Origin of the sequence: Brevibacillus sp. NPDC003359 (genome assembly GCF_042878995.1) — a bacterium.
GTDB lineage: Bacteria > Bacillota > Bacilli > Brevibacillales > Brevibacillaceae > Brevibacillus.
The window spans coordinates 666605-681484 of the sequence record NZ_JBIAOR010000001.1 but is presented as its reverse complement, the minus strand read 5'-3'; the positions used below and the strand labels follow the sequence as shown (position 1 = coordinate 681484).

Sequence of the window (14880 nt, the reverse complement as noted above, 5' to 3'; positions counted from 1 at the left end):
CTCGTCGCGAGTTATCGTTCGCGATTCCGCTCGGCATTACCCGAGATACTCCAGAGTGTAATTCGCTCGCTTATTGTGTACCGGGTTCCATCAACCCCCGGCTTTCTAGAACAGGGAATAAGCTGCTACTGGGCTCTTTCAACGTATGTTTCATATGAAATTAAAGTCAGTATATTGAATTCAAATAGCAATGTCAACCATGTAGCAATGATTCCGCTACTATCCCTTATTTTATTTTCGTGAGACCGTCGGAAGTTAGCTCATAAACAGTTGTTGCGACTTCATGTAAATACCGTCGGTCATGCGAAATACTGATAATCACACCGTCAAAAGCCGTTAAGGCGCGGCACAGAACAGGAGTCGTCAAAGGACTGAAGTTTCGGGTCGGTTCATCCAGTATTAATATTTCGCACTGATCCAAAATCATTTTTACCAGGAGCAATTTCGCTTTCTGTCCCCCAGATAAGTGTTTAATGGGTTGATGCATCTCATCTTTTGTAAATTTCATACTGCCTAAATGAGTATACGCTTTTATCATCGCATCTTTCATTCCCGTTGTTTCCAAGTATTCAATCGGTGTTTTCGTTGAATCCAGTCGGTCTTCATAGTTTTGTGGCATATAACCGATCTTTAATGACGAGTGCTGAACTAGCTCATCCATGATCTTTTTCAACAACGTCGTTTTTCCGATCCCATTTTCCCCAATAATCGCAACTTTTTCTGGGCCCTTGATCGATAAATGAATCTGTTTCGTTAGCTGTTTGTTCCCTATTTGCAGTACTTCCAATGAAAAGTCGAGGATTTGTTTACTACCGGGCACATGTACCGCAGAATCAAATCGGAATTCGCTTGCTTCTTCTACACTTGGTGCCTCTAGAAACGTTTCCGACGCTTTCTCCACGCGCTCTTTTTGATTTTTCAGAGACTTGATTTTCTTTTGCAGTCGCGGGTCTGACCGGGATACGTTCCGATGTTGATGTTCTGCTTTATTCCAAACGTCATGCCATTTCTCCATTTGCTTTCGATGATCAGAAGCTTGCTTTCTGGCTATCTGCTCTTGTTTGTTCAAGTGGCTCTCACGATTCGCGAGGTAATTCTCATATGGTTCTCTTGAAAACGTATATTTGGGTACTTGCTTGCGCTTTGTCAGTTCCATATGAAGGATACCGTTTGCGGTATTCGCAATAAATGTTTCGTCATGCGATACGTATATGACAGGAATAGCCGTGTGTTGGATGAATTCTTCCAGCCATACCATCGTTTGAATATCCAAATCATTCGTGGGTTCGTCTAGTAATAGAACATCAGGCTGCTGTGCCAACAGACTTAAAAAGCGGTATTTGAAACGCTCACCACCGGACAGAACACCCATCTTCTTATCTGAATCCAATGCATGAATGCCGAAATCATCCATCGCTCTCACCAGTTCTTTGCTCCATTGATTTTCAGCAAAAAAGTCGGCAATGGTCATTTGTTTTTCTTCGTCCGATAGCTCCTGTGAAAGAAAACCCATGGAACATTCGCTTCTCAACACTTTCCCTTCAAATGTGCAATACTCGGCAATCATTTGCTCCGCGTAAATGAATTTTAATAAGCTGCTTTTTCCATTGCCCTCTTCCCCGATAATGGCAATCTTGTCTCCGAGTTGCAGGGTCAGGTGCAGATTTTGAATGAGAGTCCTGCCGTCTTTTTTGGTGGTAATCGTGATATTGTGCAGTTCGACCATTTGGATTCCCCATTTCGTTTTTACATTTCTCGTCCTTTACTCTTTGTTCATCTGTATCACCCCCCTTTTTTTGACAACAAAAAAAGATGCTTCTGTCCAATAAACAGAAGCATCTTGCTCTCGTTCTAGAAATCGCTATATGGAAAATAGACCATACAGGAATTCAAGATATCAATTTGAGGTGAATTTGGCTTCTTGTTTATTTATTATAGGATTGGCTTTTCCAATAAATAAACAATTGCGCAAATGATTCACCCTCCGTTCCATGTAGTTGACTTCAATATAGCATGGCCTTCTAAATATTGTCAATGAAGCTATTCGACCAAGGCTAGCAGTTGTGTAAGCTTGTCTTTGATGGGGGAAGATTCTTTTTTTACCGCCTGTGCGAGCTTCTTATTCCCGCCGAAAAGGCGATAAATAACGGTTTCCCGCAGGTAATCTTCCATCGCTGCAAGCTCCCCTATGAGTGCGTCCACCAGTTCTGCACGATCGATGGTGATATTTTTCAAAGGCTTCGCCGAGTCGCTACTGCCAAGCACCAGAGAGACGAGTACAGGCATATTCTCTACGGTTACACCATGCGCCTCGATAAAAGCAATAGCAAAATCGTCCTGAGCAGACTGATGCTCCGTGTCGACCAGCTCCATATAGCGACGAAAGAGTGGAAAATAATTGTTGCTAGACAATCCGAGAGCCAAAACCGCATAGGTTCCAGGCATGACGGATTTCTCACTTGGCTCTACATCCCCGTACCAACCGAACTCCTCCATCGCTAGCTCGGCATATTCGGCGATTTTTGGATATAAGACAGGATAACGGGACGCATTCGCAAAAAACTGGTGGAGACCTGACTTCGCCAGCTTTTTTACTGGCAGATAATGCTTTTCACTGCTCTTCAGCTTGAGCTTGTACCCTTTTGGAAAGCCTTCACGCAAAAGGCCGTTGATAAAATCTAAGGCTTCACCGTAGGCGGCTTCTTCCTCCGTTACGATACGAATGTCGATCGCTTGCAAAACGTCATTGGCGCTTGCTTGAATCTGAGTGCTTTTATACTCGTTTTCAAAGCGACCGCTGCCCCGTTGTACATAGTCCGCAGCCTGCTTGGAGCCGAGCTGAACAGCGAGGTCCAGGAACTTCTTGCGGGTGTCTGGTTCCTTGTTACCAATTGCGAGAGCGATGTACAGGAAAAAGTCCAGCTCTTCTGTTTTTGGTTTCTGACGCTCCTGCTCAGGTTTCAAAACCCAGTCCAATCCATAATACCCGGTACGATCGAAAAATTTGACTAAAAAACGCTCATTTGCCCAGCCTTTTAAAGCCGTAGTATAGTAGTATGTCCACGAATTACAGCGTTCTTTATTGGAGCGCAGCTTTTCGCTAAAGCGATGGATGAGCGGTTCAATAACCTCTTGCTTTTGTTCCATCAAATCGGGATTGACGAGACAATGAATGAAGAAAAAATCGTCTTTTTCTTTCGGCCGTACAGGAAGCTCTGACATAATTTTTGTCTCGATAAATTGATCCAGTGCTTGTTTTAGACTCTCGCGTTTTCGTTCGTTTACGAAATGGTGAGAATAGCATTGTATCGATTGTTTCCACTCGAATTCGAAGACGAGCTCGAAGCGGTAATCAAAAAAGCGAGGACCATAGTCGTTAGAATGGAAAAGGGTATCTATTCGTTCACACAATGCAGGAAAAAACTCTTGCATGAGAATCTCCTCTGTAAGCTCCTCTATGTAAGATCCTGCATCGTATTTGTACGAGTCGTCACTCCAACTGTAAGGTTCATGGACATCCACATGGATTTTGCCATTGGCCCAATCGAGTTCTCCTTTTCTCCATGCCACTCTCAGGTAGTCTTTGATTCCTGCTTGCAGTTGACTCCAGTCTTTGATCTCGTTGATCCGTTGGCTCTCTTTTTGGTAAATTTCTTGGATGGAAGTCCATACTTCGTTTAGAAATGCTTCTGCTGCCTGATTCATTGACTGATTCTCCTCCTGCAAAAAAACAACGCTACCGTCTTAACCGATGACCTTGACGACATTGCCTTCGCTATCGGTAATATTGGTTTTCACAATGTTTATGGCAATTCCTTTCAGGGAAGGGATATCAAAGCTGTTTTCCTTTGGAAGCAACTGCTTGGTAAGCGCAATCGTTGTCGTATCATCGAGGACAAAACGAATGACGTCCTCTCCAGGAATACATTCAGGCTTCTCTCCTGCCTCAAATACAACTCGCATATCAGGTCCTACTAAACTCAGGCTCTCTCCTTTTTTAATGCGGCCACGGAGAATTTTCCCGATGACTTCCGCTTGCTTTGCTCCGAGTCTGAGAGTCGAAGGTGTCTTTTTAAACAAGCTTTTCTTACCTTGCTCCCAACCTAACTGGCTGACAAACAAATAGGCGGTGTTGGATCCTTCTTGTTCCATTCCAGTCTGAACAGCAGCAGAAACTGTAGGGTTGCGAAGGAGCGAATCACGCTCGAGATCGGTTATGTAGGAAGGCATGAATGGCAAGCCAGCATCGAGTACGCCACATGTATTCCAAGCCATCATCGCATCGAGTTCATCACCTGTGATTCCCACCATTTGCAAGAATTTCACTCGACCATTCGGCGTATCGATATCGGCAAGCTGCGGGTCCTTGACAAAAGCGAGGGCAGTCAGTTGGGTATCGGCGCCCAAGCAAATCGGACCGTTTGCATCCAAATGATCACCTGCTTGAAAAACATTGCCCGTGTTGAATACGTAACGTCCCATATTTTGAAGCAGATTCAGCGCCCACGCAGGCGGTTCTTCCTCGTCGGCCCCTCGTGCCAATCGAAACGTCAATTCAAAGCCAAAACCGCTTTCCTCTTCATTCTCGGATTCCTTTTCATACAGCTCGCTAAATCCATACGTGACAAAATGCCAATGCGGATAAGGCTCGGCCGCTTTGTAGGCGCTAATTCCATCCAGTGGATCGTTGCCACCCAGCGCATATGAAATGAGCGTCCCGTAATGCTTAGGCTCCTGCTCTCCATAAATCTTTACCATCTCCTGATCAATGGCATCCCAGCCCGTTGACGTCATTTCTTCATTCATTTCTTCGTTCATCTCTCTAGCCTCCTATGCAGTGACTGTCTTAACAATAGCCAAAGTGAAATTTTTGGATACTCTATCAGACGATCAATACCTCTTTGCAAATTACATCGTTCTCATTCCCTTCTATATAAAAGTCTTTAATTGCCTTGTGTTATTCCATTCGGAACGACTGGCTTCGATAACCAGTGCTGGTCGGTTTGTACATGGTTTTTGCGTACAAACTTTGCTGCAGATTGTTTAAAATCTTCATACGGAAACCTCTCCGTAGTTCGAACCACATACCCCTCTTGTTCTCCGCCAAAGACAGATTGTTTGGTGTAGCAGCTTTTTATGGTTTCTTCCTTCCAAATCCCTCTGTATAAGACAGGCGCTGTTTCTAAGCCAAGTAATTGGGCCCATTCTACCGTTTCGTCCCACGACAAGCATTCATTGTTTTCATTCCAGATGGAGAAAACGTAGAAATAGCTCTTGAGGCCTTCGTAGTAGATGGAGTGCAGCGCATATACATTTTCCCCGCAAATTCTCCAGCCCTCAGGGATATGAAACGAAATCGTCCCGTGCAGCATTTTTACCCAATGTCTAGATGCGTTGTCTTTGCTATCCAGTGACCTGGCGTGGATATGGTTTCGATAAAGCGTGGTATTTTCGCCATCCAGCTTTTCTGTCACGACTACTTCTTTTCCCTCGAAATGACGAACCGTTCGCAAGATTTTATCATCGTCGGTTCTACTTCTTGACCAGGGTAAATGAAAGGTTCTCGGGTATTTTTTTAACATCGTTTTTCACCTCCTTATTTGGCATAGGCATCTCCTTCCTTGAAGAAGTACAGTTTCCACAGGTACTCTTCGCCCAATAAATGATAAATCTCGGAAATATCTTGCTGTGTTCCGTAGTTAATCTTCATGTGCATTTGGATCAAATTGACGACTTCGAAAATAAAGTCATCTTCGAATCCTAATTCTTTTAAGAAATGGCAAGCCATTTGCGCAGAAACATGCTCGTGTCCGTAATAGGAGTAATGGCCTTTCATCGGTTTGTACGTTTTGCAGAATGGTTTTCCTGTATCGTGAAACAAGGCGACCACTTGCATGAGAAATTTGTCTTCTTCCGTATAAAAGGCGTTTACATAATCGAAAACATGATAAGTGTGCTTGCACAAAGGATATTGATGATAAGGGTTTTCCTGATTAAACTGATACATCTCATGGAAAATCGGAATGTCATTCAGCCTGTCGAACAGCACTTCATAGGAGGGTTCATCTTGAAGCAACTGAACAAACTCCTCTTTTTCAATGGCATAGGGAACGGACTCGTGCAAGAGATGAATGTGATCCCAGCCTTCATTCTTAATGGGAAAATGGAAGTTCTTCCGCATCTTCACCAAGATGTATTCGTCAACGGTTCTCTTTCGGGATCGATTGCGCTCCAGGCAAACGGAATAGGGAACATCGAGGTAATAGCATTCCTTTTGAACATCGGGAAATTTGGCAAGGACTTTCATTCTTTTCTCTCTGTCAATATTCGTAGCGTCCAAGATGACATTCTTTCCATTCGACAGCTCCGTTGCGATTTTCGAATAAACCTCAAAAAATACTTGCGCAGACCTCTTTTGTTTTCGCTCATCACCGAATAAATTTTGGCGAATCTCATCCGTAGACACAATGATTGCCCGTTCCTTTTTGGCAATTTCTTGTGCCCACTTGCTTTTGCCGCTGCCTGCAATGCCTGACAGAACGATTAATTTCTTTTTCACTTATATCTCACCTCCTTTCAATAAAAACTTACTTTTCGACTTTCTTTTCCAATATTATACACAGTTCGAGTGTAGATGGCACCCTTCTTTGTTCCTAGATTTTCCGTTCTTTACAGCCACGGACCAAAGAAGTTCTGGACAGCTTGCTCGGAATAGCTATCTTCCCCGCGCCAATTCACGACCGCGAAAAAGTCGTTTTTCCCGCCACGCCCTGGTCTGTCCTTGCTAGGAGCCACAATACCAGCCGAAGCAAGAATTTCCATGAAGACATCCCGTTCGTTCTTGCTAGATGGAAAGACTCCCTGGAGGCGCTTCTCCAGTTGACGGGCTGCATCTGTTGGTTCACTGCTTGCGATAATGTCTAGCACCTGACGGAGGATTGCTATATCCTCTTCCTGGACCGGGAGATTCTCTTCCTGACTTAAAAGCTCCAGATCAAGCATGAGGTACATAAGGAAATTCAAGCGGATGCCGCCCCACTTGATTCTTTCGAAATTCAGTACATTCAAATCTTCCTCCACATACTGCTCTCGGCTTGCGATATGGTAGCGGTCACAAATATGGCAGTCACCATACATAGCGAAGTAGATGCCGTTTTCTGGGTTCGTATACTTGCCTGTGTTACTTTCGAATGGATGGGCTTTTAAAGGCTGAGTCAAGGCCCAGCTAGACAAGGCGCTGCGCAGGTACACTTTTCGTGTCGAGAGACTGTGCAAAAAAGCGGTGGCTACTTGCTCTTTTGTCACTTTTTCATGCAGGGCAATGATTCGGTTTATACACTCATCGTGACTAATCGTCAGCGGGTCAAACATGAGGCCTTTGCCTTTTGCGTATTCAAAATCTGCTCCCGAAAAATCGTACGGACGACTGTTCCATCCTTTGCTGCTCCAAAATGTTTTCATCAAGATTTGCTTTGCTTTTTTATCCATAAACAATTGCTCCTTTTTTCTGTGCTTTCCATATTTTAGCGCGGATCGGACATATGAAAAAAGAGTCCAACGTGTGAAAGATCGTTGGACTCTGATGGCGCGCTGTTACGTACCGCAAAACGTTTGGTAAGGCCGTGCTGATTCCGCTGGTAAAGTCGTGTATTCTACCTGCTCAGGAGTGTAAGCATATGGATCAGAAAGAACTGCGAGTAACCGTTCCATTACAGTGTAGTCGCCTTCTTTCCACGCTGCTTCCAATGCTTCTTCTACACGATGGTTCCGAGGAATGACTGCGGGATTACTCTTTTTCATCAACTGTTGTACCGCGGCGGTATCTTCAGGCTGTCTAGCTAGTCGCGCTTTCCACTGCTCATACCACTCCGTGAATCCGCTCGTGCCAAACAGGACCGTATCTTCTGGTTGATTGATCGTGAAGGCACGGAATGTATTCGTATAGTCCGCGCGGTGGTCCTTCATCATGTTTAGCAGACTTTCGATTAGCGTTTCATCTTGCTCCTCTTCGTTAAACAATCCGAGCTTAGCCCGCATTCCTGTGAGCCAATTGTTATGATACAGCTTGCTGAATTCTGAGAGGGCGTCTTCGGCTATTTTCACAGCCTGCGCTTCATTTTCATGAAACAGCGGCAATAAGCTTTCCGCAAATCGTGAAAGATTCCACACAGCAATGTACGGTTGATTTCCGTAAGCATAGCGGCCCTGAACGTCAATGGAGCTAAAAACAGTTGCGGGATCATACGTGTCCATGAAAGCGCAAGGACCATAATCAATGGTTTCGCCGCTGATCGCCATGTTGTCGGTGTTCATTACCCCGTGAATGAAGCCAACGAGCTGCCACTTGGAAATCAACGCAGCCTGCCGCTTGATAACTCCCTTCAGTAGGTGGAGATAGCGGTTTTCTTCTGCTTCGATCTCTGGAAAATGTCTTTGCACCGTATAATCTGCTAACGCACGGAGATCTTCTATGGAGCACCATCTTGCTGCGAATTGGAATGTTCCTACTCTGATATGACTGGCAGCGACACGCGTCAAAATGGCACCAGGCAGCTCGGATTCGCGATAAATAGACTCCTCGGTAGTCACTACTGCAAGACTGCGAGTGGTCGGAATACCAAGTCCATGCATGGCTTCGCTAATGATGTATTCGCGCAGCATCGGGCCAAGCGCTGCTCTCCCATCGCCGCCGCGTGAATAAGGCGTTCTGCCTGAACCTTTCAGTTGGATATCAAAGCGCTTGCCAGTAGGTGTAATTTGCTCACCAAGCAAGAGAGCCCGGCCGTCACCCAGCATGGTAAAGTGGCCAAATTGATGCCCGGCATATGCTTGTGCGAGCGGCATTGCCCCTTCTGGAGTCTCGTTTCCCGCGAGCATGGCTACGACCTCGTCACTTTGAAGGGCTTCTATGTTCAGCCCTAGTGACGTTGCCAGCGGTCTATTGAGAATAGAGAGCTTCGGTGCTCGCACAGGTGGTGGGCTGAGCCTGGAATAAAATGATTTCGGCAACGAGACATAGCTGTTATCGAAGTTCCATCCCGGTTCGATTGTTGGTTTTTTGTCTGTCATTGTATCTCCTTTTATCGATTGGCGTTGTTTGGATTGAAGTAACCGTTCTCGTGATACATTTTGCCAATTTATTATACCCTGTTCATGCACAATTGGAGCACATTGGCACATTTTTATGTACGAGAGGCAATCTCTATATGTACGATCATTTGCGAGAAGGAAAAAGAGTCTGCTGTTACGACCAGCAGACTCTTCCTATTTTTTTGCAATAAACAGCTTGTCTTATTCGAATTTTGTGACAACAAACGTCCCAGTAAGCGTATTTTGTGTCATCCCTTCAAAAATGTCGTTCACTTCAGAAAGAGAGACCTCGCGATTCACCATTTTGCTAGGGGCCAGTTTACCTTGCAACACAAAAGAAAGCAAAGAAGAGTAACCATGAACCGGCATGCCAAAAGTAGAGAGGAATCGAATCTCTTTCTTGACCATTTCAGTGACTGGAATGGAGACATTTCCACCTCGTGTGTAATAAGCCCCCCTTGCAAGTGGCGACCGTCTTTTTTGAGGCTGAGAATCGAGTTTACACATGTTTCGAAATGCCCCAGTGCATCAATGGACACGTCCGCTCCACCCTTCGTGAGTTCCATGATGGTTTGTTTTCGAAAGGATTCGGAATTGGCAAGCAATTGTTGCATCGTGACAAAGGAGATTCAGTAAATCTGATCTCCTTTTTTGAATAGCCCTCGATCATTAGAGGAAAATTACCATTTACATATAACCAATTGGTGTTATATCATCATGAAGCGAAACCAAAAGGTGTTATATTCCCAACGAAACGGAGAGATTCACGTGGAACAGAACAATCAGCAAACCGTAGAAGATATTCAACAAACCATCGTTTTCGACGCCCCTATTCAAAAGGTATGGGAGAAAGTATCCACTGCGGAAGCCATTTCTACTTGGTTTATGCCGAATGATTTTCAACCAGTGGTAGGTCATGAGTTTCATATCCAATCCCCTTTTGGGCCTTCGCCATGCAAAGTGTTGGAAATAGAAGCTCCTCATCGCCTTTCTTTTGCTTGGGATACAGATGGTTGGGTAGTCTCGTTTCTTTTAAAAGACTTGGGAGATAAAACGGAGTTTACCCTCATTCATGGCGGATGGAAAGCAGCAGATGAAATCATCGGAAAAGCAAACGCGAAGAGCTCAATAATTCGTGAGAAGATGAATCAAGGTTGGGTTGGTATTGTTCACGAGCGTCTGAAAAAGGTTGTGGAGAGCTAAATGTCTGCTTCAGCAGAAAAGGTCGATGTATTTCAAGCGATCGCTGACCCTACTCGTCGAGAAGTACTTCGTATGCTAGCTGAAAAAGAATTGCCCATCTCAGCCATAACCTCTCATTTCCCCATAAGCCGAACTGCTGTTGTCAAGCATCTTCATATACTTGCAGACGCAGATTTGGTTTCGGGACATAAGGTAGGTCGCGAGAAAATCTATCGGTTACATCCCGGTCCCCTGACCGAAGTAAAACAGTGGCTTTCTTTTTACGAGCAGTTCTGGAATAATAAGCTCTCTATGCTTAAGCATCTGGTGGAGACCGATGGTGATACGGCGTTAACTGTCGTGCGAACAGAAACGGATCAACAAAGAAAATAGCTTGTCATGCCCTTCCCTCTTGATCGATTGACCCAAGATCAAGAGGTTTTTCTTTCGAATAGCAAAAAGGCTACCGATTTCTCGATAGCCTGCTGTGGTTCAATTACGCAGTCAATTACTTATTCAAGAGCTCAGTCAGTTCAGTGGATTCGGTCAGTTGCAGCGGTGCAGTACCATACGATTTGCCATCTTCAGAATCAAACATATGGTCCTTGTTATCTCCGGACAATACGAGGAACAGTGTCTTAGCTTTTACTTCCGCTTTATTGTTTTCTCCAACAAGTGCAGGCAATGTATTTGTCGTTACTTCCGCATAGTTGAATTCAACAGCCAACGCTTCTTTTTTGTCCTTCTCTACAGCCTGGGTGCTTTCATCAAAACGCAATAGAGCTGCAGGTGTTTCAAAACGTTTATTCATAAGCGCAAGAATTTCCTTGAACTTATCATCTTCCGGCTTCAGGGATGTTTTTTCCCCTTTCTTGTACACGACGATTTCTTGCGGAACAGCAAACACCTGTTGCTCTTCTTTCTTCGCTTCTTCAGGCTTTTGTGTAGCTGCTTCACCCGCTGGTTGTTGGGTGGCTGTTGCCGCTTGATTCTGATTCGTTGGTTGCTCGGCAGGCTGAGCGTTGCCGCAAGCAGTCAGGACTGATAACAGGAGTGCTGCTGGGATCAATGTAGACTTTTTCATGTTGAGGACCACCTTTTCTATATTCTCTCTCCACTGTTTTACTCGCGTATTAGAAATAATGGCGATCGCGAACAATCGCGAACACGCCCGTGCCGTTACTGATACGTGGAGTAATATTAACCCAAGCATTATATTACATATGGATATGAATAGCAAATTTCTACTTATTGATTCTTACTTTGAAAGCTCCCCTAATCGATGAATCACATGGCACGTACACGAAATGCCCTGATAAAAAAGGGCCACTTTCATATTTTCATTCGGTGCATGATTCGCCTCATCTGCATTCGCATACGGGACCATCACGGATGGGACTCCGAGAATCTGGGTCCAGACATAATCGGGGAGGCTCCCGCCGACTCCAGGTACAAGAAGAGGATCTACTCTGTACGCATCTCTGACTGCCTGTGTAACCACTTTCACGATCTCCAGTTCAGCAGAAGTACGAGAAGGTTTCATATCTCCTTGATGCAAGACCTCTATGAAAGGATTGTGTTTTTTCACATGTTCGCAAAGCTTTTGAAAAATATCGTCTGGGTCTTGATCGATGACTAGCCGTATATCCATTTTCACACGTGCAGTGGCAGGAATAATCGTCTTGGAGCCGTCTCCCCCGTATCCACTGTGGAAGCCGCAAATATTGAAAGTCGGTTCCAAGGATACCAAGCGATAAAAGGTTTCGGCGTCCGCTTCGATATCTGGATATCCGATCTGCTCAATTAACACCTCGCGTTCAAAAGGAAGCTTGCGAAGCAAATCCAGCTCATAGGCAGTCGGTTGGCGGATGTTATCGTAAAATCCTTCGATTAGCACCCTCCCTTGCTCATCACGCATCGTTTTTAACAAGTCAATTAGCATCCATGCCGGATTGGGTGCGATATTTCCCATATTTCCCGAATGATGATCCCATTTTGCTCCCTGTGCTACCAGTTCGATACCAAGAATACCCCTGACACCTAACTCAACAGAAGGAATACCACTTCCATGCATGGGCCCATCTGATGTGTAAACAATGTCACATGCCAATAGCTCTTTATTCTCTTCAACGAAAGTAGCGAGATGAGGACTACTGTTTTCCTCCTCCCCTTCAAATACCAGCTTCACATTGACTGGCAACTCACCAAAGCTGTCCAAATACGTTTGAATCGCCAGTACCTGAGCCATTAACTGACCTTTGTTGTCTCCTACTCCTCGACAATAAATCCTTCCGTCTCGTATAGTCGGTTCAAAGGGTGGCGACAGCCATTCCTCGAGCGGCTCAGGGGGCTGGACATCATAATGACCATAGATCAATACTGTGAATGCATTCTCAGCCTTTATCCATTCTCCATACACAACTGGATGTCCCGCTGTTTCCATTAGTCGACTCTGTATCCCACATGCCTGCATCATCTCATTCAACAGCTCCGCACATTCTCGTACCCCTACATTGGTTGTACTTATGCTTTTCTGTTTCAACAAGGCAAACAGCTGCTGTAAATAATGTTCTTTACGCTCCTCTATCAGACGCTGAACAGTAGCCAAGCTCATGCTATATTCTCTCCTATCTATGGTTTCCTTTTTGATCAGACATAGAGATGACAAGCCACACTATGTGAATCGGTCACTTGTTGCATATCTGGTCTGATTTCTTTGCATATCTCCATCACATTCGGACATCTACTGGCAAAAGCGCAGCCCAGTGGAGAGTTGGCTGGTGAAGGCACGTCCCCTTGCAAAATAATTCGTTCCTTCCTCAATCGGGGATCTGCCACTGGGATCGCGGATAACAACGTCTTGGTATAAGGGTGTAATGGATTAGCGTACAATTGTTCCGTTGTCGCAAGCTCCGCCATTCTCCCTAAATACATGACCCCGACACGATTGCAAATATGCCGAACCACCCCGAGATCATGGGAAATGAACAAGTAAGTCAGTTGAAATTCTTCTTGTAAATCCTGCATGAGATTTAAGATTTGCGACTGGATCGATACATCTAGTGCAGAGACGGGTTCATCAGCCACTACTAGCTGTGGTTGAAGAATCAGTGCACGAGCAATGCCAATTCGTTGCCGCTGCCCTCCCGAAAATTCATGAGCATACCGCTCAGCATAGGTGCGATTTAACCCGCAAACCTCCATCATATGGTGTATTTTTTCCAAACGCTGATGTTCATCACCCAATCTATGGGCTTTTAGCGGCTCATCCAGAATTTCCTTTACCGTCAATCGTGGGTTAAGCGACGAGAACGGATCTTGGAACACCATTTGAAAATGCTTGCGCTGTTGCCTCAGTTCACTCGCTGAAAAGGAGGACAGACTCCTGCCTGCAAAGCTGATATCCCCTGATGTTGGTTTTATCAGGTGCAAAATCGCTCTGCCCATCGTCGATTTTCCACATCCTGATTCTCCTACCAACCCGAGCGTCTCTCCTTGTTTGATGGTAAACGAAACGTGATCGACAGCCTTCACTACACTCTTCGTTTTTTGCAGCAGCTTGCTCTTCCCAGGATAAAACACCTGTAACTGTTGTACTTCTACTAATGGGTCCATCCCAACACCTCCCGTTCTCCTAGGCATGTAACCAGCAGCGGCAAGTATGATTATTGCCGACCGAAACGATCGCGGGGTCTTCCCTCCAGCAACTGTCAATAACATAATCGCACCGTTCTGCGAAGCGACAACCTTTGGTAATCGACCCTGCTGGCGGGACTTGCCCTTTGATCGTAAATAAGCGGCTTCTCTTTTCTACTGAAGAGGGCATGGATTGCAGTAGACCAATGGTATAAGGATGCTTAGGATTATGGAATAAATCATCGACGTCAGCTTCTTCGACGACTTCTCCTGCATACATCACCAGAACGCGGTCACACATCTCAGCGACCACCCCCAGGTCATGAGTGATTAGCATGATGGCTGTGTTTTCTTTTTCTTGCAATTTTTTCATCAGGTCTAAGATTTGCAATTGGATTGTTACATCCAGCGCAGTTGTTGGTTCATCCGCGATCAACAGCTTTGGTTGGCATGCCATTTCAATCGCAATCATTACCCGTTGCCGCATTCCACCCGACAATTCAAATGGATAGCTTCGGTAGATTTGCTCAGCACGGGATATACCGACGCGCTTTAGCATCTCGATGGATTGTTCTTTTGCTTCCTGTTTGGATGCGCACGTATGAAGCAGAATAATCTCATCGATTTGTCGACCGATGGTAAAAATAGGGTTTAAGGAGGTCATCGGCTCCTGGAAAATCATCGAGATCTCGTTTCCTCGGACGACACGCATTTCTTCCTCGGAGAGTTGGGTCAAATCCCTGTTGTTATAAACAATTTGTCCACTCGTAATGCTGCCGGGTGGGCTGATCAGGCGCATGATCGATAGGGACGTGATGCTTTTACCACAACCGGATTCTCCGACGATTCCCAAGGTTTCACCCGCATGAACAATAAAGGAAATACCGTTGACAACTGTAATCTCTTCCTTCTCTTTCTTAAAAGAAACCTGTAACTGGTTGACCTCTAAAATAGGCGTATTCATTCGTTCAC

General features: G+C 45.1%; 14 protein-coding genes and 1 other annotated feature (1 of these 15 running past the window's edge). Of the genes, 2 read left to right on the top strand and 12 right to left on the bottom strand.

Features of this window, described 5'->3' with window-relative positions; translation table 11 throughout:
- Positions 1–151, bottom strand: a binding site (T-box leader) (it extends 79 nt beyond the left edge of the window).
- A gap of 75 nt (positions 152–226) precedes the next feature.
- The 8 genes from ACFYU8_RS03205 to ACFYU8_RS03170 all read right to left on the bottom strand — a co-directional run bounded on the left by ACFYU8_RS03205 (position 227) and on the right by ACFYU8_RS03170 (position 9597).
- The gene (locus tag ACFYU8_RS03205) at positions 227–1726 is read right to left on the bottom strand and encodes an ATP-binding cassette domain-containing protein (RefSeq protein ID WP_390295882.1); all 1500 of its coding nucleotides are present in this window, start codon (positions 1724–1726) and stop codon (positions 227–229) included.
- A gap of 314 nt (positions 1727–2040) precedes the next feature.
- Entirely contained in the window at positions 2041–3705 is a 1665-nt protein-coding gene (locus ACFYU8_RS03200) for a DUF6138 family protein (protein WP_390295884.1), read from the bottom strand.
- Between the two features lie 39 nt (positions 3706–3744).
- The gene (locus tag ACFYU8_RS03195; RefSeq protein ID WP_390297320.1) at positions 3745–4806 is read right to left on the bottom strand and encodes a suppressor of fused domain protein; all 1062 of its coding nucleotides are present in this window, start codon (positions 4804–4806) and stop codon (positions 3745–3747) included.
- A gap of 137 nt (positions 4807–4943) precedes the next feature.
- The gene (locus tag ACFYU8_RS03190) at positions 4944–5582 is read right to left on the bottom strand and encodes an RNA ligase family protein (RefSeq protein ID WP_390295886.1); all 639 of its coding nucleotides are present in this window, start codon (positions 5580–5582) and stop codon (positions 4944–4946) included.
- Positions 5583–5596: 14 nt separating this feature from the next.
- Positions 5597–6559, bottom strand: a complete 963-nt coding sequence (locus tag ACFYU8_RS03185; protein WP_390295888.1) for an AAA family ATPase — start codon at positions 6557–6559, stop codon at positions 5597–5599.
- A 110-nt stretch (positions 6560–6669) separates the two neighbouring features.
- Positions 6670–7488 (bottom strand): VHS/ENTH/ANTH domain-containing protein, encoded by an 819-nt coding sequence (locus ACFYU8_RS03180; protein WP_390295890.1) that lies wholly within the window; start codon positions 7486–7488, stop codon positions 6670–6672.
- Positions 7489–7593: 105 nt separating this feature from the next.
- Positions 7594–9069 (bottom strand): protein adenylyltransferase SelO, encoded by a 1476-nt coding sequence (locus tag ACFYU8_RS03175; RefSeq protein ID WP_390295892.1) that lies wholly within the window; start codon positions 9067–9069, stop codon positions 7594–7596.
- A gap of 222 nt (positions 9070–9291) precedes the next feature.
- Positions 9292–9597, bottom strand: coding sequence for an MDR/zinc-dependent alcohol dehydrogenase-like family protein (locus tag ACFYU8_RS03170; protein ID WP_390295894.1), 306 nt, complete (start codon positions 9595–9597; stop codon positions 9292–9294).
- Positions 9598–9858: 261 nt separating this feature from the next.
- Here ACFYU8_RS03170 and ACFYU8_RS03165 point away from each other — a divergent pair, with 261 nt between their 5' ends.
- Both ACFYU8_RS03165 and ACFYU8_RS03160 read left to right on the top strand, forming a co-directional pair.
- On the top strand, positions 9859–10293 hold the full coding sequence (locus ACFYU8_RS03165; RefSeq protein WP_390297322.1) for an SRPBCC family protein: 435 nt from the start codon (positions 9859–9861) through the stop codon (positions 10291–10293).
- A complete protein-coding gene (locus ACFYU8_RS03160; protein WP_390295896.1) occupies positions 10294–10665 on the top strand; it encodes an ArsR/SmtB family transcription factor in 372 nt (123 codons plus the stop codon).
- A gap of 115 nt (positions 10666–10780) precedes the next feature.
- Here the strand turns inward: ACFYU8_RS03160 and ACFYU8_RS03155 are convergent, their stop codons facing one another.
- The 4 genes from ACFYU8_RS03155 to ACFYU8_RS03140 all read right to left on the bottom strand — a co-directional run bounded on the left by ACFYU8_RS03155 (position 10781) and on the right by ACFYU8_RS03140 (position 14872).
- Positions 10781–11356 (bottom strand): hypothetical protein, encoded by a 576-nt coding sequence (locus ACFYU8_RS03155; protein ID WP_390295898.1) that lies wholly within the window; start codon positions 11354–11356, stop codon positions 10781–10783.
- A 174-nt stretch (positions 11357–11530) separates the two neighbouring features.
- Positions 11531–12886, bottom strand: coding sequence for a M20/M25/M40 family metallo-hydrolase (locus ACFYU8_RS03150; RefSeq protein WP_390295900.1), 1356 nt, complete (start codon positions 12884–12886; stop codon positions 11531–11533).
- 35 nt (positions 12887–12921) lie between these two features.
- A complete protein-coding gene (locus ACFYU8_RS03145) occupies positions 12922–13887 on the bottom strand; it encodes an ABC transporter ATP-binding protein (RefSeq protein ID WP_390295902.1) in 966 nt (321 codons plus the stop codon).
- Between the two features lie 19 nt (positions 13888–13906).
- Positions 13907–14872 carry an ABC transporter ATP-binding protein gene (locus ACFYU8_RS03140; protein ID WP_390295904.1) on the bottom strand — a complete coding sequence of 322 codons (966 nt, stop codon included), beginning with the start codon at positions 14870–14872 and terminating at the stop codon, positions 13907–13909.
- Between the last annotated feature and the right edge of the window lie 8 nt (positions 14873–14880).